Raw genomic sequence first — 17,872 nt, forward strand, 5'->3', positions numbered from 1 at the left:
GAATTTCTTTGAAATGAGTGACATCCTTACTTTTGCTCGGGGATCCCAGTTCTTGGCTGTGAATGGCAACGACCAGATTTGCTATACTGTGCAGCCATTGATACAGGCACTGTTGCAGGATTTTGTAGATACCCATGACTTGGGGCTTTCCATTCAGCGGGGGTTGCAGGTGCAGCCGGAGGTGGCGGAGGCTTTGTTCGATATTGATATAAGCTCGCCAGAGCCATTCTCTCTCAAGCCGCAGTTTCTGTTCCCGGAGACGAACCCGCTCCTCGGCCTTTTCTTTAGCAACACGCGGATCCCGTCCTTTTTGCGCCGGGAGGGGCGAGAGGTGATTCAGGATGAGGCGATCTTGCCTGCTATTCATCAGTTGCTGGCGCAGTGTGGTCGGGGTACCCAAACCCGTCAACAGATTCTCGAGCAGGTGCCAGAAGCGGTTCATCCCCTGCTGGAAAAGCTGATGGCCTCGCAAGTCTTGGTGGGGCAACCACAGGCACCGATTGCTGCCACCCTGGGATCCGCTGGGGTTTATCGCCTGCAACATGCAGCGCTCCTTTACCGCTCTGGCAGCACGGGTATTTTGGTGGATCCGCAGTTTCACTCCAACTACGGGCGGGAAGGTCTAAAGGGGGATATCACCCGCGCCATGGTGGAAGGCCAAGTGGATGCCATTCTTATTTCCCACAGCCATTACGACCACTGGCATTACCCCACCCTGATGATGTTTCCTGCGGATATTCCGGTGATTGTGCCTAAGGTGCCTCGGCCCAGCTTAATGTGCGAGGACATGGAAGGACGCTTGCGCAGCCTAGGGTTTGAGCGGGTGATCGCGGTGGATTGGTACGCCGATCCCATTTGCATTGGGGATATTGAGGTGCATGTGCTGCCGTTCTATGGGGAGCAGCCTTTGGTGCCTCGCTTCGACAGCCCACAACACCCGGATCTGCGCAATTGGGGCAATACTTACCTATTGCGGGGTGAGGAGTTTACCTCCTGGTTTTTGATCGATGCGGGGTTTGAGCCGGCGGCTTCGATGGTGGAGGTGGCGGAATATGTACGGGATCACTTTGCCCCCTTGGATCACCTGATCAGCAATTTCCAAGCCCTCTCCTACAATTCCATTGGCACCGACCTCTCCAGTTGGGGGATCGATATTGTTGCCAACCTGCTCAGTAACCCGCGCATTTTTTCCGTCACCAACGAGCAGGAGGGCGGCTACATTGCCACTTTAGGGCCAGCGGGAGTGGCGGAGCTGTCTAGCATTACCCAAGCGAAAGCCTGTTTGCCCTATGCCGATAGCTGGTCGGATTTGGGTACCCCAGGGATCCATGATCAAGAATTGATTGAGGCCACCCTCACCGAACTGAAGAAACGAGGCGCGGCAACGGAGGTGATCCCCTGGCACATTGGGGATGGCTATGTGCGTCCGCAGCCGGGATCCCCCCATCAACTGCTTCGGAATGCCATTCGTCCGGGCCGGTAATATCCTGTTAGGGATCTCTTAGTAGGACTACAGGTAGTAGGACTACACGTTTTACTCGCAAACTTTGCCGATGAGCTTTAATCCGCTCTTAATCTTAACCTCTCCGAAATTTCCCTTGGAATATCAAGATATTCTGGTAAAATGGGATACATGATGTGAATGTGAGTCTCTCAGCAATCTCCCTATGTCTTGTTCCGCCTGTGAAACTCTGCCAACCCTGCCGCAAGGACGGGGACGGTTGTTTCTTTGGGTGCCGATTCCCCATAGCCACAGTAAATTGCTGAACGCTCTAACTGCAAAGCCTACAGGCCCCCAAACGCCTGTACAGCTAGATGTCCAAGCGCTGGAGGATCTGGGATTGGCCATCTCCATTGCCGAGGGCAGTCTTAAATCCACTTTGGAACACATTGCCGGGATCCTGGCTATCGAAGAAATGCACTCCAGTCGCGCCTTGTTTTTGCCGGGGGATAGGGAGCCACGATGGCAGGATTGTGGGCGGGTGGAGCTGTTGCCACAATTGTTACACCGCGCCCATGCGGAGCTTCTATTGCAGGTTTTGGCGGAGAATCGACTAACCAGCCATTTTCAGCCCATCGTCTGTGCACGGGATCCCAACCAGGTGGTGGCCCACGAAGCCCTGATGCGGGGGATCACTAGCCATGGGGATTTGATTAGCCCTGGCTCGTTGTTTGAGATGGCTCGTGCGGCTCATTTGCTGTACCAGTTGGATTTGGCTGCCCGCCGCACCGCCATTCAAGCGGCAATTCAACACAACCTAGCAGGGGATCTGTTCATCAATTTCAACCCCACCGCCATTTACGATCCGGCCTTTTGTCTGCGCTCCACCGTTTGGGCCATTACTCGATCCGGGATCCCACCCGAGCGGATTGTTTTTGAGGTGAGTGAATCGGATCGCAGCCAGGATATTCGACATTTACAGGAGATTTTACGGTTTTATCGGGAGGCGGGCTTTCGCGTTGCCCTCGATGACCTCGGCTCTGGCTATGCCTCGTTGAACTTAATCCATCAATTACACCCTGACTTGATCAAGCTGGATATGCAGTTGATCCGGGGGGTAGATCGGGATCCCTACAAGGCTGCCATCGCCCGAAAGATCCTAGAACTGGCCCAAAGCCTGGAGATCACCACTGTTGCAGAAGGAGTGGAAACTCCTGGTGAGTTGCAGTGGGTGCAAGAGCGGGGAGTGGATTTGGTGCAGGGTTTTTTGATGGGCAAACCCGCTCCGGTTCCCATTCGTCTGACCCCAACCGGGATCCCTTGCACCACAGCCCACGCGCACTCCTAGCTTTATCCTCTGAGCTGGGAGCCTCTAGAAGACTACAGCAGAGCTACCAGAATGACCACCCCCAACCCTTGTGCCGACACTGAGAAGATTACCAAGCCCCGCAAAGACCAATCGTAAAGAACCCCCATCAGGGCGCTGCCCAAAAACCAAGCCAATCCATAGGCACTGGTGAACAGCCCAAACGCCAAGCCCCGCCGCTCAGGAGCCACCATCCCGGCCACGGCTGCCTTCATGATCGACTCCTGTGCCCCCATGCCAACCCCCCAGAGGGTCATGCCCAGCAACGCCAGATCGTAGCGACCGGAAAAAGCCAGAGGCGCAAAGCCACAGGCCACCCCTACCGCCCCCACCAAGCTCCACAGCCCGACCCGATCAAACAGCCTCCCACATAGCAGCGCTGCCACCGCATCCACCCCCATGGCCAAGGCATAGAGCAACGGGATCCTCACGCCGTCACTCCCCTCCGCATTGACCTGCTGTAGATGCAACGCGATCAAAGGAAAATCTGCAAACCCCATCGCCACAGCAGCGGCAGCCAGCAAATACAGCCAAAACACCTTCGGCAAGCCTTTCGTTTCTGGTGCCGGAGAATGGGGTTCAAACTCCCTCGGGTTAGGATAGAGCCATTGCCCAAGACCCAGCACCCCCAGCCCGATCAAAGCGGGGATCCCGAGCACCCAAAACCCGCCGCGAAACCCGTACCCAGCCCAGATCATCGCTGCCACCATCAGCGGCCCACCCACAGCCCCAATCTGATCCATTGCTTCGTGCAGCCCGAACCCAAAGCCCCGCCCCACCTGCATCGCCGCATGAGAGAGCAACACATCCCGCGGGGGGGTGCGGATCCCTTTGCCCGTGCGTTCTGTCAGCAAGAGAAGGGCCGCCACAGGCCAACTGCCCACCCAGGCCAAAGCAGGGATCACAGCCGTGTTGATCAGGTAGCCCAAGGTGGTGAGCTGCCAGTAACGCCCGCTGCGATCGCTCAAAAAGCCCACCCCCAAGCGCAGCCCATAGGCCAACAACTCTCCGCCACCTGCCACCAACCCGACAACGGTTCCGCTTGCTCCCAGGGATCCCAAAAAAGCACCAGAAATACTGCGCGCCCCTTCATAGGTGGCATCCGCGCACAAGCTGACGATCCCCAGCAGCAGAATAAAGTGCAGGGCACTGGGTGAAGGGGGCATGAACGGCTCCTGGGGAATCTTGAAGTGGATTTTGGGTCAAGGTCTGGGTTGGGGGACATGGTGCAAAATTTCTACCCTATGAACAGTGACCAAACCATCGGAAATCATGGTTTTGACCTCGGGTAGGAAGGCTTCTATTTTTGCTGCTTCGTCAATGAACGTAACCAAAATCGGCAGGTCGGTCGAAAGCTCCAGAAGGCTGCTACTACGAATCCGGCTGTTGCGACCAAAGCCCGCGATTGCTCTCATCACAGTGCCCCCGGCCAAGCCTTGCTGACGGGCCAATTCCAAGAGAGCCAAGTAGAGGGGCTTACCCTGCCAACGATTGGATTCGCCGATGTAGATGTCCAGCTGGTAAACGGTCGCTTCGTTGTCGAACATAAGATGTAGCCTTTTCTCCAGTCAGCCAGCACAGCAAATCTTGCCAATCAGTTGCTCATCACAGGACATAAGCACAGGCATCATCCTAGGGAACCCGTGAAAGGGTTGTATCTCCAGCTATTTCCAGAATCGTGCCAAGAGAATGCCGAACTCCATAGCCAAAGCCCCAAATAGGGAGGAGCCGAGCCAATAGAAAAGCCCAATGCCAAAGCGATGTTGTTGCCAGAGGCTAAAGCTATCCAGCTCATAGGTGGAAAAGGTGGTGTAAGACCCCAGAAATCCAACTCCTACCAAGAGGCGCACCTCCGGTGAGAGGCTGGCGCGTTCCATAGCCAGGGTCATAAACCAACCCATTGCCCCACAGCCCGATAGGTTGATGATCAAGGTTCCATAGGGAAAGCTGGGGCCAAAACGCTCGGCAAACCAAAGGGATAGATAGTAGCGGCTCAGGGATCCACCGATAGCCCCCAACCCAATGGCAAACGGGACTCTCAAGCTGAAAGATGCCAGGGAATGGCTCAGGTAAGTCCACAGCGGTTGCATCCAGAGGCCCATGTCTGCTCCTCTCTAGTGTTCTTTAGTGTTCTTTAGTGTTCTTTGGGCAGCAACGTGTCCGCTGGGTAAAGCTTTCGGGCTGGGAGCACGACCCGCTATAAGGCCGTTCTCTTCCACCAAAATGACCGGAATTGGGCTGGTTTCCAATACTGCTTGCGAGGTGGATCCCACCAACACCTGTTCCCAGCCGCGATGGCCACGTTTGCCCATCACCACATCCGTTACCTGTCGTTCACTGGCCATCTCCACGATCGTTTCCGCCAGGGGCCCAGAGCGCAGGCAAAATTGGTAGCGAATATCCGCCAAAAGCCGTTGGCTTAACTGCTGCAACTGTTGGGCAGGGATCCCCTGGGGATCATCTGTTACATGCAGCACAATCACCTCGCCATCGACACGCCGGGCCAAATCCGCCACCTTGCGCAGCACCGCCTCCGCCAGAGGAGAGGTATCCACTGCCGCCAAAAAGCTGACCTTGCCCTGGCTGCCCACCTTAGTGGGATCCACTTCCCCCTTTTCCAGTAGTTTGGGGGCAAACCCCTGGGTGGACCAAGCCCCGAGGGGAGCCGTCACCAAAATCGACAAAGCCGCCAGGGCCAAGATTGTCTCTCCTCCCGCCAGCCCCTCCGCCAACGGGATCCCACCAATCGCCGCCTGTACCGTCGCCTTGGCCATATTTCCCGGCAGCAAAAACAGGCGCTCCCGCAGGTTCCAGTTGCTCCCCAACGTCGAAAGCCACCAGCCTACGCCCCGCCCCAGCAGGATCCCCAAGCTCAACAACAGGATCCCAGGCAAGAACACGGATCCCAGCACCGACAGATTCAAAGCTGCCCCTAGCAGCACAAACAAAACGATCTCTGCCACCGTCCAAAGCGCATCAAAACCACTGCGCAGCCGCCGCGCCAAAGGGGTATCCAACTCGATCAAGAAAAAGCCCATGGCCATCACCGCCAAATACCCAGAAAAATACGGCCATACCCGCGGGAAAATCACCAGCCACAGAGCCATACAGGCCGCCAGCAGCACATCCTGCACCGTGTTGCGCGTCCAGTTCTGCCGGGTAAGCAACGACACCAAAGCCCGCGCCCCCAGGTAGCCCATGACCAAGCCCATAGCAATTTCGATTACCACCTGAAAAGGCAGCCATTGCAAGGGAGATAGCTGCATCCCCAGTAGATTCAGGCTCTCCTCTGCTCCCTGCCCCAAAAAGCTAAGCAACAGGCTAAACACCAACAGCAACAGCACATCCGAAAGAGCACTACCGGTCAAAATCGCATCCGGGATCCCTTTGGTCACCCCCCAACCCAAGCTTTTCAGGCGCAGCATCCCTGGCACGATCACCGCCGGCGACTCTGCCCCGATGACACAGCCGAGCAATAAACCGGTGGGGAAGTCCAACCCAAACAGGCCCATCCCCAGCAGCGCCACCACCACCGCCTCGCAGGTCGCCGGCAGAAAGCCCAAACGCAGCGCTACGGATCCCTGTTGGGCCAATTTCTCCCGATCCAGCCCCAAGCCCGCCTTCATCAAAATGATCATCACCGCCAGCACCCGCAGGTCATCAGCTGCCGCCAGCACCTCTCCAGACAAAACATTTCCCATCTGGGGCCCCAGCAGGATCCCGACGCCAATCATCCCCAGTAACGGGGGTAAGCCCAGCCGACCGACGATCTGGCCGACAAAAAACCCCATCCCCAAAATCCATAGCCAACTGCCCAGCATGAACGGATCCCTCTCCTTCAGTTGTGGTGTTGAGGGGCAATCCAGTGGGTAAAGTCAAAGGTCTCCGTTCAGCCGACGCAAAACCAAAAACCCCTACCCCCTGGACAAGCCCAGAAGCGTAGGAGTCATCAGCCTCTTGATGCAGTGAAACCTAAAAACTTGAGGCGGTTTCGGTGAACTCCATCACCTGTTGCTAAAGCAGGCTCTTAAGCCCGCTCACAACCCATTTGCCTCACAGGGTATCACACCCTTCTCCCTCAATCCACCGCAACCAAGCGATAGGGATGTCCAGGGCGCTCAATGGAGCGATAAAAATCGGAACAGACATTGTGGGTCAGGCGGTCGCTCATGCTGCGAGTGACCTGTTGAACCACCTGATTGGCTACCCGACAAACCAACTTGTGGGGGAGTACCTGCAAAAACCCGGGCAAAGCCAGCCAGATGTCCAGATGCAGATCCCAGTGAACCCGAGTGGTGGGCGGGTGCTCAGGGGATCCCCTCAGTTCCTCTAGTCGGAAGGCCGCTCGACAATCGACACGGTAGGGCATGGCAGCATCGCCGGGCAGCTCGATCGAGGTGAGACGAAACACATCATTCTCGTCAGGCCAAATTTTCACCCCGAAACAGGGCTCTAGCTCGAAGCCCAAACCGCCAATGCGAAAGAACTCCAGCCTGTAGCTATCTGCCGACAAAGCCTCCACCTGCAAGGGTCTGAAGCAGTGTTGGATCCATTGGGAATGGCCCCGCAAGTAGTGCGCCAGGGTTTCTCGATCCGTTTCCAGATCCACCTGTCCGCGCCGTGTTGCTTGTAAATCCAAATGGGCTTTGGCTAGTTGCTGCTGTTCAGAGGCTGCATCGCAATCCTGACAATCACTTGCCGGAACGACGGGCTTGGAGCTGGCGATAGACATCTTTGATATCCACCTGATGATGTGCGAGAGCCACAAGACAGTGGTACCAGAGGTCTGCAACCTCGCTGGCAATCGCTGTCGGCTCTTGGTCTTTGACGGCCATCACCACCTCGGCGGTTTCCTCACCGAGCTTTTTGAGGATGGCATTATCTCCTTTGGCCAGCAAGTTGCTGGTGTAGGAGTTGGAGCTGGGATCCGCCTGACGGGCTTTGATCACCGCAAACACTTGGGAAAGCGTATCAGCTGCGGAGGGAATGTTACTTGCGCTTTTCAGCAAGGGCCGAAAGAAGCAGCTACGCGCTCCGGTATGACAGGCTACATCCCCCACTTGTTCTACTGTGATCAGTAGAGCATCGCTGTCGCAGTCGTAATGGATTTGTTTGACCCATTGCACATGCCCAGAGATTTCTCCCTTGGCCCAAAAGGCTTGGCGAGATCGACTCCAAAACCAGGTGCGGCCCGTTTCCAAGGTCTTTTGCAGGGATCCCCGGTTCATCCAGGCCATCATCAACACCGTCCCGTCCAGATAATCCTGAACGATGGCGGGGATCAGGCCCTGCTCGTTGTAGCAAAGACCGTCTAAACAGGCCAGCTCCTCTGGTGACAGAACCCCGATCTCTGCAGAGTTAGACGGATCAGCCCCGCTAAACCGGAGGTTATCAGCAGCCGAAACAGGAACCATGGAATGGAGATACTGAAAAGACATGAGTGCAGGATAACAGGGTAGACCATCCCTGGGGTATCCGCCATTTCGCCGGCCATTCAGGTCGCGGGTAATAACTCGGGCGCAGACAAAGACAGTAATACCCCCTCCCCCTGGTGATCACTGGGAATGGTCACCAACCAGCGATCGGCATTCTCGCGGGCAGTAATGATCCCCAGGGCCCCCCGAACGTAGGGAGGATACAGCACCTGCACCCACATTCCCGGCACCAACTGAACTGCGGCCTGCAACAGACCGCTCTCTTGGCCAACACTCTGTAGCGCTTCCGCGCTTTGAGTTTTCTTTGCAGAAGTCCGTGCCATGGGATCCCTCACCACCACTACTCCTAATTTGCCCATCATCCCCTACTGGGGGTGACGAGATTTGAGCCTCAACACACCACCCGTAGCAGCAACCCCAAGCTCCACTACTAAAGGTAGGGCAAGCAGCACTTGCCTAGACAGGATAGAAACGATTTGAGGGGATGACTGTGTCGTAGGTCACGAACCCAACTGAGAAGTTGCGCTAGGGGCTATCCGTCGGGCTTCTGCCGCGAGGCTGGGCAGAGGTTTGCGCTCCGGCTTGCGCTCCAGGGGTAGGGCTTGTCGTTCCAGCCTCGTCTCCACCAACACCGACGGCGGTGCCAGCTTGACCCGATCCAGCAGTTGTTGCAGCAGTTGGGCGTTGATCTCTTCTACACCGCGGGGGGCAGTTGTTGGGGCCGTTCCGACCACCAAGGGGGTAGGAGTCGCTTGCGGGATCGGATCCAGGGATCCATTGGAATTCGTAGAACTTATAGGAATAGGAGCAGGATCCGCCAGCACCAACTCCGCCATCGCCTGGGCCACCTCGTTGCCGTACACCCCATCGGGGCCAGAGGGGAGCAAATCCGCCCGTCCCTGTTTGGTGGCCAATCGGCTCAAGCCCAGTTGCAAAGCTACCACCGCCGAGCCGCGATCCCCTCGCTTCAGGGTGCGCTGGCCGGCCAGAACACTGTTCAGATAGGCTTTGGCGGAGTCCTGCTCGCTGGTGGGCAGCAGATGCACCAATCCCTCCACATCAATGCCCGCCTGGGGAGTGGTGGGTGTCGCGGAGCGGGGATCCCCAGCCCAGAGCTGGGTCATATCGTAGAGCAAAATGGCATGGGGAACCGGGCGGCTGGGTTGGTTGGGGCCCGCATGGCCGGTGGCCAGGATCTCCCCCTCGTAGAGCAATGAGGTACTAAAGCCGGAATCCAAAAGAATGGCCTCGCGGATGCCGGTTTTGGGCAAAATGCGGGCCAAGATGGCAGCATTGACGTGGGTTTTGGTTACCCCGATCACCACTTGGTCTTGGTCATCGATGCCAAAAAAGGCCCTGGGGCGAAATTCCTCGGCACTGGAGAGGCGAAACGAGTCGATCTCTGTCTGACTGAGAGCCTGACCATCCTTTACCAGCCACAAACCGGCCACAAACAGATCGGTGACATCCGGCATCAGCTCTTGAATGCTGGCCAAGTTGGTCATGGTATCGGGGTCGAAGGGGACGAAGCGAACCCGATCTTTACCTATCAACACCAAGGGGCGACCCCGCACCACCCTGTCATCCTCTGGGCGACCGGGAATGAAGGTTTTGTGGTTGGCGGCCATGACCGGCCCGACCATGATGTTACTGGCGGAGTTAATCCAGGGGATCGAGAAAAAGCTGCCGTTGATGCCCGCATCCGCTTGATAGCGCTGCGCCAGGGTGCTGACCTCATACCGACGCTCCGCATGAACCGTGGCAGCCCGCCCACCGCGAATGGTGAGGGTGCGCACTTGATCGATCACTTCATCGGTCAAAGCCAGCGGTTGGGTCACGTCTAGCAAATAGTCGGGACTACGGCTCAGGTTGATGGTTTTGGCCCCGATGATCGCCTCGGTAATCCGGAATTGGTTAAACCGACGCACCTCCAGCAAATTGGGGGATTGCCCGGTAAAGCCGGGATCCATGGTGAAGGACATCAAGTAACCCGCATCCGCCAGGTATTGCATCACCCGCTCGTCCCGGTTCCCTTCCGGATAGGCGAAGTAGTCGATGCGGTGGCCCAGTTCTTCTTCTAACTTGGTTTTGCAGTCAAACACTTCCCGGCGCAGGCGGGCATCATCCAACACCCGCAGATCGGGGGGATGGTTGACGGTGTGGGCGGCAAAATCAATGAGGCCGCTGGCGTCCATCTCCCGCATTTGCTCCCAGGTAAAGTGATCTTTGCTGGTGGGTACGCCGACAAAGCCCGTTTGCACAAAATAGGCAGCGGGGTAGTTGTACTCCTTCAGGAGGGGGTAGGCATTTTCGTACAGGCCCAGATAGGCATCATCGAAGGTGAGAAGGATGGCCTTCTCGGGCAAGGGATCCCCATCTCGCAGGTGTTTGTAGAGCTGATCGATGTGAATCGGGGTGACCCCTGCCTGTTTGATCGCCTCGAAATGTTGTCGCAACTCCGCCAGGGTGGTGTCGAACCAGACTTCTTTACGGCTGGCCACCACATCGTGGTACATGATCGAGGGCACGTAGGAAAGGCTGGCCAAGGGATCCAAAGCAAAGGGATCCCGTTCCAACTGGGGCTCTTTGACAATGGGTAGGCGTTGCTGTTGAGCGGCTTTGGCAGCAGCACGGGGGGCGGGTAGCTCGGCGATCGGATCCGACAGTCCTGGCAAGCGACTAGCCCAATCGGGGTTGGCAATTCCCCAGGCCATCAGAGCCCCGGCACTGAAGCCCAACAGGATCACCAGCACAGCCACAAAGCGGAACAGCCTGAAGCGAGACTTCACCCGACGGGGGGGATAGGAAAAGCTTTGTCGTGGGGCAGGCCCCTGTGGCAGACGAACCTGGGATCCCCTTGGTGCCCCGCCGCTGACGGGGTTGCGGCCTGGATTGCCTGGCGACGGCAACCCTCCCAGGCGCGTCGGATGCTGTCGAGATGTCATGATGTCCTCCCCACTCCCCAAACCAAAGTTCAACCTAATGGCGGCAAAACCAACGCCAGCCTACCATCCCTGTCTTCGGGTTGGGGATGCCCAGAGCCGTAGCCCATAAAAACATTGCAGGGATGTTGCTATGGATCCCTGTAGGCCAGCCCTGCGAGGCTACCCCCCTATCATGTCAATCTCTGTGCCAATCGCTTGGGATGAGCATTGGAACGAACATCTGTCTAAACATCCATCAGGGCAAGTGAACGCCCCTCAATTGAGGTTGCTCAAGACATTGGATTCCGAAATGCTGAGGATTTGCCCGCCCATTTTGGTGATGCGCTTAACCTCCTGAGAGAGGCGGCTAAAGGGCACCTTGTACTCGAGGACGCTTTTGCGCACGCCTCCCCCTACCACGCCAGATACTTTGATGGTGAAGGTTTTATCGCCGTTGGCTAACAATGACTCTGAGGTGCTGACGTGAGCAGGGCCAGATTCTGAAGCGGGAGCGACCTCGGCGGCAGGGGCAGCACCATCCCGTTCTAAGAGCAGCCGCCAGGTGCGTGGGTAGGCAGGGGCAAGCCGGTAGACCACCTTATAGGAGCCGGCCAGGTTGCCATCCTCCGACTCCACCTTCACCACAGCCCCAACCGGAACCTCCAGCTTGGCCCCGGTGGACATGACTTTAATTCCAGGCCAGTCGGTGGGTACATCTGCAAGTGGCTCCACCTCGAAGGATTGATCCCCCAGCAACAACTTGGCCATGTCCATAACTCCGTTCTGCCCAGCGCTCAGTGGCCGAGACTATGACTACAACCACCGCTTTACCGTCAGCCATTCTACCGTTGCCCGGCGTCTACCTGGAGCATCCTGCCAACTTGTGTAGTTTAAAGTAGATTTGTTAAGAAAACCGTGGATTCGTTGTGGGTATGGAGGGGAATGCAATGGACTTGTCGAGCTTGGCTTTGCCGGATCTATCCGGTTGGTCGGAGCAGTTGACTGCCGCTTTGCAGCCGGTGGCCCAGGTGTTTGCCGGGCTGGATCTGCCACAGCCGATTGTGCAATGGGGGCACCCCTTGATGATGGGCATTGTGGTGGTGGTGATGGGCAGCTTTGTCGGCCTGACGGGTTGGCGGGGACGGGCCTTGCGCTTGGCGGCAGAAGCCGCAGGTGACTTGGAGGGATCCCAATCGGCCCAGAAACATCTGTTTGACCATCGTAAGTTGGCTCCCTGGATGGCGACGTTTTTGGCATTGGGCTACACAGGCGGCATTCTGTCTTTGGTGATGCAAGGGGAACCCCTGTTGAGCAGCCCCCATTTTTGGACGGGATCCCTAGTGTTACTGTTATTGGGGGTGAATGGGGCTTTGTCCATCACGGGCTTTGGGGGCAACCGCGCTGCGTTGCGAACCACCCATGCCTATGTGGGCAGCCTGATTCTCTGTGTGCTGGTTGCTCATGCAGCGTTCGGGATTAAGTTGGGCCTGTCCTTGTAATCCTCAGTCCCCTCCCAGTCCACGCTCATCGGGGATCCCGTCTTTTGCCTGCGATTGTCCTGCTGATTTTGGTGCTCAGCCTGATCCTGCGTCTCCTGATTGCGGCTGGATTGCCCCCTGGCTTTGACGAGGCCTACTACTACCTCTACACTCGCCATCTGGATTGGAGCTATTTCGACCATCCGCCGTTGGTGGCTTGGGTGACCGGCTTTGGGCCCCTCTTGACCGGGCAGGTATCAGCCCTTTCTATCCGTCTGGGATCTATGCTGTTGTTCACGGGATCCTCGCTATTGCTCTACCAGAGCGGGGTTCACCTCTTTTCAGTCCGAGCGGGGCTGATCAGCTTGGCGGTGGCCAATATTGCCCCGATTTTGCTTGTGGGGTTCGGGGTGCTGACGCTGCCGGATAGCCCACTGATTTTTTTTATGTCGGCGACGTTGTGGGTGTGTAGCCGAGAATTTTTCCCTCTCCCTGCTCGCAGTATGCAGGGTCAGTTCGGGCTATACGGGGCCACTCGTTATCAGCCGGGGCCAAGACTGGCGCTGATCGGGTTGCTGGTGGGCCTGGCCGGTTTGGGGAAATACCACGGGTTGGCGTTGGGGTTTGGTCTGGTGTTGTTTTGTTTGCTTAGCCCTCATCACCGTCGTGCCTTGGGGTCGGGATGGACGGTCATGGCTGTGCTGGGTTTTTTGCTGGCCCTCAGCCCTGTGCTGTTTTGGAATGCCCAACAGGATTGGGTTTCCTTCCGCTTTCAGGGGGGGCGGGCACTGCCGGAGGCGGGGTATCGGTTGCTGGATCTGGCCCTGACGGTTTTGGTCGGGATCCTGTATTTGCTGCCCAGCTTGGGGATCCCGCTATGGCGGGTGAGTTTGGTGGATAGCGGACGGATTGCGCTGCAGATAATGCAAGGACTGCGCCTCACGGACGGGGATCTGAAGCGGCTACTGATTCTGGCCTGTGGGTTGCCGTTGGTGCTGGGGTTTACGGTGATGGGGGGGTATCGCCAGATTCTGCCCACTTGGCCGATGCCGGGGTTTTGGGTATTGACCTTGTTGTTGGGATCCCGCTGGGAAGGGTGGAGACGGGTGGGGCGTGGGTTGATTGCTTCACTGCTGATCGGGGTTTTGCTGGTGGGCTTGGGGTTGGCCCATGTGCGGTACGGCCTGTTGCAGGCGCCGGGAGGGTTGGGGCTGTGGCCGGTAGAGAAGGATCCCTCGACTCAGCTCATCGAGATCGAGCCGTTGCGGCGGGCGTTTCAGACGGATCCCGACTTGGTTCAGGCCCTGGCAGAAGCGGATTTTGTCTTTACCAATGCCTACTTTTTGGCAGGACAGATCGCTATGGCTCTGGCTCCACTGACGGATAAACCCCTCACCTGCTTGGATGAGGATCTGCGGGGGTTTGCCTTTTGGTCGGAACCCCAAGATTGGCTGGGACAGAATGGGCTGTTGATCACCTCAGAGCTGTTTCGACCTAGCGCAGGGATCCCGGCCACCTACGGTGACTATTTTGTCAGCCTCGAACCCGTGGCAGAGATTCCCCTTTTGCGGGCGGGGGCGGTGGCGCAAACCTTTCAGGTGTACCTGGCTCGCCAAATGCTCAGGCCCTATCCTCGTCCTTATTCTCGCTTGCGGTAATGGCTGAGCACCACGCCACTTGGAAAAGAGTGTGCCTTGAGCAACTGCCAATGTTGGGTTGGATAGCCCGGTTGAAATAGGCGGATCCCATCCCCAATGAGCAGGGGCATGCAGGCCAAAATCAACTCGTCGAGCAAGTTTTGTTGGAGAACCTGACCTACCAGTTCGGCCCCGCCCACCAACCAAAGATCTCCGTCAGTGTGCTGGCGAATTTTTTGCACAAGGGATCCCACATCTCCGGCATAGGCTTGAATCGTTGGACGAGGCGGATCCCCCAGCGGCTGTCGGGTGAGCACATAAGTGGACCTATCTCCGTAAGGCCAGCTTCCAAAGCCGAGCACCTGTCGGTAGGTTTTGCCTCCCATAATCAGAGCACCTAATCGCTGCCAGAGTACGTCGTAGCTGTAATCTTCCCCTTGCTCTTCGAAAGGCTGGAGCCAATCCACCGAGCCATCGGTCTCTGCAATGTAGCCATCCAAGCTGATGGCAATGTAGAGGATGACTCTTCCCATAGTGATTGGGTTAGAGTGTTTTATCCTAGCGCGGATGCTGCTTCTCTGAGAGGGGCAAGTTGTTCTTGTTCCGGCTGCCTAACCAATCCCTTCAGCCACTCCAGGGTTTCATCGCACCAAGCCACCCAATCGGTCTCGTAGTGGATGCCGCGACGCAGGGTAAGGTACATAAATTGCTTGGGCAGTGGGGCAGCCTCTAAGTTCTGAAAATACGCCTTCTCCATTTGGTGGTAGTGTTCCAAACGGGCTTGATGGTATTCCCGTCGCCGTTGCACCTCCGCCTGAATCACGAGCGGATCCACTAGATAACCCGCCAGCACCTTTACCAACAGTTCTTCTCGAATTGCTGCTGGATCAGAGGGCTGTGCCACCCATTCTTTGAGGGCCTGCAATCCTGTGGGGGTGATGCGGTAAAGCTTTTTATTGGGCCGGTCAGTTTGGATCACCCGTTCTCCTGCGATCCACCCCTGTTCTTCCAGGCGGTTGAGTTCCCGATAGATCTGTTGTTGGCTGGCTTGCCAGTAGCAGGCAATACGCTCGTTAAAGTCTTTCACCAGTTCGTAGCCGCTGCTGGCCTCTTCGACGAGGCTGGCCATGATGGCATGGGCAAGGGACATGCACTGTTGAGATAAAGGGCTATTTCTAGGATAGCCCGGTAGGAATATTCTACAAGTTGAATAAAAAGCATTAAATCAGAGTGGAGAGTCCAGTTCTTCTAGCGACTTAGCCAATCCAGCAGAGTTGTTCCCCCCAGCCATAGCCCCACCAAAATCGAGGTTGTCAGTAATCCACCCCCCACACAAATCAGGGATCCCAGGCTGCACAGGATCCCGTCTTCTTCCATGAGGCCAAAGGCAGTGACAAAGACCCCAATTGCAGGCAGAGTATTGGTACCTGGGATCGGGATGATCATGGAAATCCCCATCAGACTGATCAGAGTGCCCAAAACCCCTTGGCCAAGGCGAGTCCTACACAACCATGTCCAGCGAGGGTGGGAAACTTTTTCAATGCGCTGCAACCATGGGATGCCTGCGCGCACCAGCTTTTGAAATTGAGTTAACGGAATGCTTTTTTGTAGGATCCGTTCCGGTAACCAAGGAGTGGTTCGCCCCGCCACCAACTGAGCCGCCAGCAGGAGAATGAAAAAGCCAAAGGGGGTGGAATAACCAGGAGCGGGCAACGGTAACGCCGAGGGCAGAGAAAGAACCACTAGAAACAAACCAAAACTGCGCTCACCTGTCAGTTTTAGAATCTGTTCGACACGGATTGTTTCCTGGGGATTCAAGGATCCGATGACTTCAGAGTGGAGATCCGATGGCTCTAGGCCGTCGTGAAAGCGCGAAAACTGGGCCAGCTCTTGGGACAGACGAGCCATACAAGGTGTTGAGAGGGAGAAGACCAGCAAACAGGCTCCTCCGCACGCACAACCGGGGGAGCCATCGATAGCCTACTGCAAATTCTGTTGGATATTCTGAACGAATGGGTGGTTCTGGAGAGGTGGCATGAACGATGTGGACATTAGCAGGCCGGGGCGCCTGAAGAATCTATCTCAGCCTTGCAAAAAGGGACGCAGAATCGGATGGATCCTGCTGCTGGGATCCCTACTGGTGTTGGGGAACGGTCTGGCCTTTGCGCAATTGCAGTTGGATTTGGGAACTTCCACCACGATACCGCCGGAGAAGGCACCGCCGGTGTTGCCGCCACCGCCGGTGGGAGTACGACAAATTTCTATAGATACCGACCCCGCTCAAACGGCAGATATGCCCCTGTCTCTGATGGGGGAACATGTGCTGGAGGCGGTGTGCGAGGCCCAAATTGACGCCCAACGGGCCTTGGCTCTGATGCCAGATTTAAGTGAATCCCATATCCGTGCTGCTTGCCCGAAACGACTGATCCCCAAAAGTTGAGGGCCGAAAAGCGTAGCCGAGAATACATTGGCTACTAGGCGCGAGTGGTACTCAATGTGTGTATCGATTTCTTCAGGGATCCTCTTGTATGTCTCGGTTGGACTTCTCTTGGCTGGGTTGGAGTCGGGAATGGCTTTCACGGTTAACCTTCGCACTTGCCATGCTCAGCCTCTTCGTTTTGGGACAGACAACCCAGGCGCAATCCAACAGTGATATCAGCGGCATGAAGCTGGCGATCATTTTGGGGGGAACTGCCAACGACGGCTCTTGGAACCAAGTGGCTGCCGATGCGGGTAAAGCCCTACAGGCCAAGGGGGTAGAAGTGGCGATCATAGAACAGATCCCGGATCCGGATGTGGAGCGGGTGTTGCGCCAGTATGCCGAGCAGGATTTTGACCTGATTATCGGCCATTCGTTTAACCATCAGGACGCTGTGTTTGCGGTGGCAGAAGACTTTCCGGAGGTGAACTTTTCTTGGGGAGGGGCGATTGGTCGTGTCAGTGAGAATGTCTCAGATTACGATCAGCCTTTTCACGAGGGGGCCTATCTGGTGGGGATCCTGGCGGGAGAACTGAGCCAAACCGGCAAGCTAGGGGCACTCTACGGCTTTGAGATCCCGGTGTGTAAAGCGATGGGCAATGCCCTTTGGGCAGGGGCGCAATTGGTGAACCCAGAGGCAACGCTCACGGATGTAGCGGTGGGGGATTGGTACGATGTTGGGCGGGCCAAAGAAGCCGCTCTGGCCCAGGCGGAAACCGGCGTGGATTTTTGGATTGGCTGCGGGCAAGGCCCCACCTGGGGATCCATCGAAGCGGCCAAAGAGATAGAAGGCTTTAGCACCGGCTATGTGGGCAACATGACGGAGTTGGGGCCGGAGGTGGTGGTCACCAATATTGTTTGGAACCTGGAGCCCACCTTTGAACAGATGTTGAAAGATATCCAGGCGGGCACCTACGCGGAGCAGTACTATTCGCTGGGGGTCGCAGAGGATGCTGTGCGGCTAGAGTTTAACCCTGCTTTCGAAGGACGCATCAGCCCGGCAACCCTAGCCCTTTACGAAGCAACCCTGGCCAAGATTCAGAGTGGCGAATTTGAGGTGCCCTTCCAGCCCAACTAACAGACCCACTCCGTTCCCGTCAGCCGGGGATCCC

General features: G+C 56.8%; 18 protein-coding genes and 1 riboswitch. Of the genes, 6 read left to right on the forward strand and 12 right to left on the reverse strand.

Annotation, left to right across the window (positions count from 1 at the left end; translation table 11 throughout):
- The first annotated feature begins 13 nt into the window (after positions 1-13).
- Both L1047_RS01550 and L1047_RS01555 read left to right on the forward strand, forming a co-directional pair.
- A complete protein-coding gene (locus L1047_RS01550; RefSeq protein ID WP_235276891.1) occupies positions 14-1,483 on the forward strand; it encodes an MBL fold metallo-hydrolase in 1,470 nt (489 codons plus the stop codon).
- A gap of 184 nt (positions 1,484-1,667) precedes the next feature.
- Positions 1,668-2,789, forward strand: a complete 1,122-nt coding sequence (locus L1047_RS01555) for an EAL domain-containing protein (protein WP_235276893.1) — start codon at positions 1,668-1,670, stop codon at positions 2,787-2,789.
- A gap of 32 nt (positions 2,790-2,821) precedes the next feature.
- On the opposite strand, the gene L1047_RS01560 is transcribed toward L1047_RS01555, so the two are convergent.
- From L1047_RS01560 to L1047_RS01600, 9 genes are all read right to left on the reverse strand, one after another.
- Positions 2,822-3,973 (reverse strand): MFS transporter, encoded by a 1,152-nt coding sequence (locus tag L1047_RS01560; protein WP_235276895.1) that lies wholly within the window; start codon positions 3,971-3,973, stop codon positions 2,822-2,824.
- Positions 3,974-4,009: 36 nt separating this feature from the next.
- Complete coding sequence (locus L1047_RS01565) at positions 4,010-4,354, reverse strand: DUF190 domain-containing protein (protein WP_235276897.1); 345 nt, start codon at positions 4,352-4,354, stop codon at positions 4,010-4,012.
- A 117-nt stretch (positions 4,355-4,471) separates the two neighbouring features.
- Positions 4,472-4,909, reverse strand: coding sequence for a fluoride efflux transporter CrcB (gene crcB / locus L1047_RS01570; RefSeq protein ID WP_235276899.1), 438 nt, complete (start codon positions 4,907-4,909; stop codon positions 4,472-4,474).
- A 12-nt stretch (positions 4,910-4,921) separates the two neighbouring features.
- Positions 4,922-6,628: a cation:proton antiporter domain-containing protein gene (locus L1047_RS01575; protein ID WP_235276900.1), complete on the reverse strand. Its 1,707-nt coding sequence runs from the start codon at positions 6,626-6,628 to the stop codon at positions 4,922-4,924.
- 112 nt (positions 6,629-6,740) lie between these two features.
- A riboswitch (Fluoride riboswitch) is annotated at positions 6,741-6,825 on the reverse strand.
- A gap of 60 nt (positions 6,826-6,885) precedes the next feature.
- Entirely contained in the window at positions 6,886-7,539 is a 654-nt protein-coding gene (locus L1047_RS01580; RefSeq protein ID WP_235276901.1) for a DUF1997 domain-containing protein, read from the reverse strand.
- Entirely contained in the window at positions 7,499-8,146 is a 648-nt protein-coding gene (hisIE, locus tag L1047_RS01585; RefSeq protein ID WP_443081697.1) for a bifunctional phosphoribosyl-AMP cyclohydrolase/phosphoribosyl-ATP diphosphatase HisIE, read from the reverse strand. The genes L1047_RS01580 and hisIE overlap by 41 nt, the downstream gene beginning before the upstream one ends.
- A 155-nt stretch (positions 8,147-8,301) precedes the next feature.
- Complete coding sequence (locus tag L1047_RS01590) at positions 8,302-8,565, reverse strand: hypothetical protein (RefSeq protein WP_235276903.1); 264 nt, start codon at positions 8,563-8,565, stop codon at positions 8,302-8,304.
- Positions 8,566-8,742: 177 nt separating this feature from the next.
- Entirely contained in the window at positions 8,743-11,187 is a 2,445-nt protein-coding gene (locus L1047_RS01595) for a polysaccharide deacetylase family protein (protein WP_235276904.1), read from the reverse strand.
- A 255-nt stretch (positions 11,188-11,442) separates the two neighbouring features.
- On the reverse strand, positions 11,443-11,934 hold the full coding sequence (locus L1047_RS01600) for a phycobilisome linker polypeptide (RefSeq protein WP_235276906.1): 492 nt from the start codon (positions 11,932-11,934) through the stop codon (positions 11,443-11,445).
- Positions 11,935-12,113: 179 nt separating this feature from the next.
- Here L1047_RS01600 and L1047_RS01605 point away from each other — a divergent pair, with 179 nt between their 5' ends.
- Together L1047_RS01605 and L1047_RS01610 are read left to right on the forward strand one after the other, a co-directional pair.
- Entirely contained in the window at positions 12,114-12,665 is a 552-nt protein-coding gene (locus tag L1047_RS01605) for a DUF4079 domain-containing protein (protein ID WP_235276908.1), read from the forward strand.
- A 44-nt stretch (positions 12,666-12,709) separates the two neighbouring features.
- Positions 12,710-14,302 (forward strand): ArnT family glycosyltransferase, encoded by a 1,593-nt coding sequence (locus tag L1047_RS01610; protein ID WP_235276909.1) that lies wholly within the window; start codon positions 12,710-12,712, stop codon positions 14,300-14,302.
- Here L1047_RS01610 and L1047_RS01615 read toward each other — a convergent pair.
- From L1047_RS01615 to L1047_RS01625, 3 genes are all read right to left on the reverse strand, one after another.
- Positions 14,284-14,814 (reverse strand): dihydrofolate reductase family protein, encoded by a 531-nt coding sequence (locus tag L1047_RS01615; protein ID WP_235276910.1) that lies wholly within the window; start codon positions 14,812-14,814, stop codon positions 14,284-14,286. The two genes, L1047_RS01610 and L1047_RS01615, sit on opposite strands and share 19 nt — an antisense overlap.
- A 20-nt stretch (positions 14,815-14,834) precedes the next feature.
- On the reverse strand, positions 14,835-15,431 hold the full coding sequence (locus L1047_RS01620) for a PadR family transcriptional regulator (RefSeq protein WP_235276911.1): 597 nt from the start codon (positions 15,429-15,431) through the stop codon (positions 14,835-14,837).
- A 98-nt stretch (positions 15,432-15,529) separates the two neighbouring features.
- Entirely contained in the window at positions 15,530-16,189 is a 660-nt protein-coding gene (locus tag L1047_RS01625) for an exopolysaccharide biosynthesis protein (RefSeq protein WP_235276912.1), read from the reverse strand.
- 127 nt (positions 16,190-16,316) lie between these two features.
- On the opposite strand from L1047_RS01625, the gene L1047_RS01630 reads away from it, so the two are divergent.
- The gene (locus L1047_RS01630; protein WP_235276913.1) at positions 16,317-16,721 is read left to right on the forward strand and encodes a hypothetical protein; all 405 of its coding nucleotides are present in this window, start codon (positions 16,317-16,319) and stop codon (positions 16,719-16,721) included.
- A gap of 88 nt (positions 16,722-16,809) precedes the next feature.
- On the forward strand, positions 16,810-17,838 hold the full coding sequence (locus tag L1047_RS01635; protein WP_235276915.1) for a BMP family protein: 1,029 nt from the start codon (positions 16,810-16,812) through the stop codon (positions 17,836-17,838).
- Positions 17,839-17,872: the final 34 nt, after the last annotated feature.

The organism is Synechococcus sp. Nb3U1 (assembly GCF_021533835.1).
Taxonomy (GTDB): Bacteria; Cyanobacteriota; Cyanobacteriia; order Thermostichales; family Thermostichaceae; genus Thermostichus.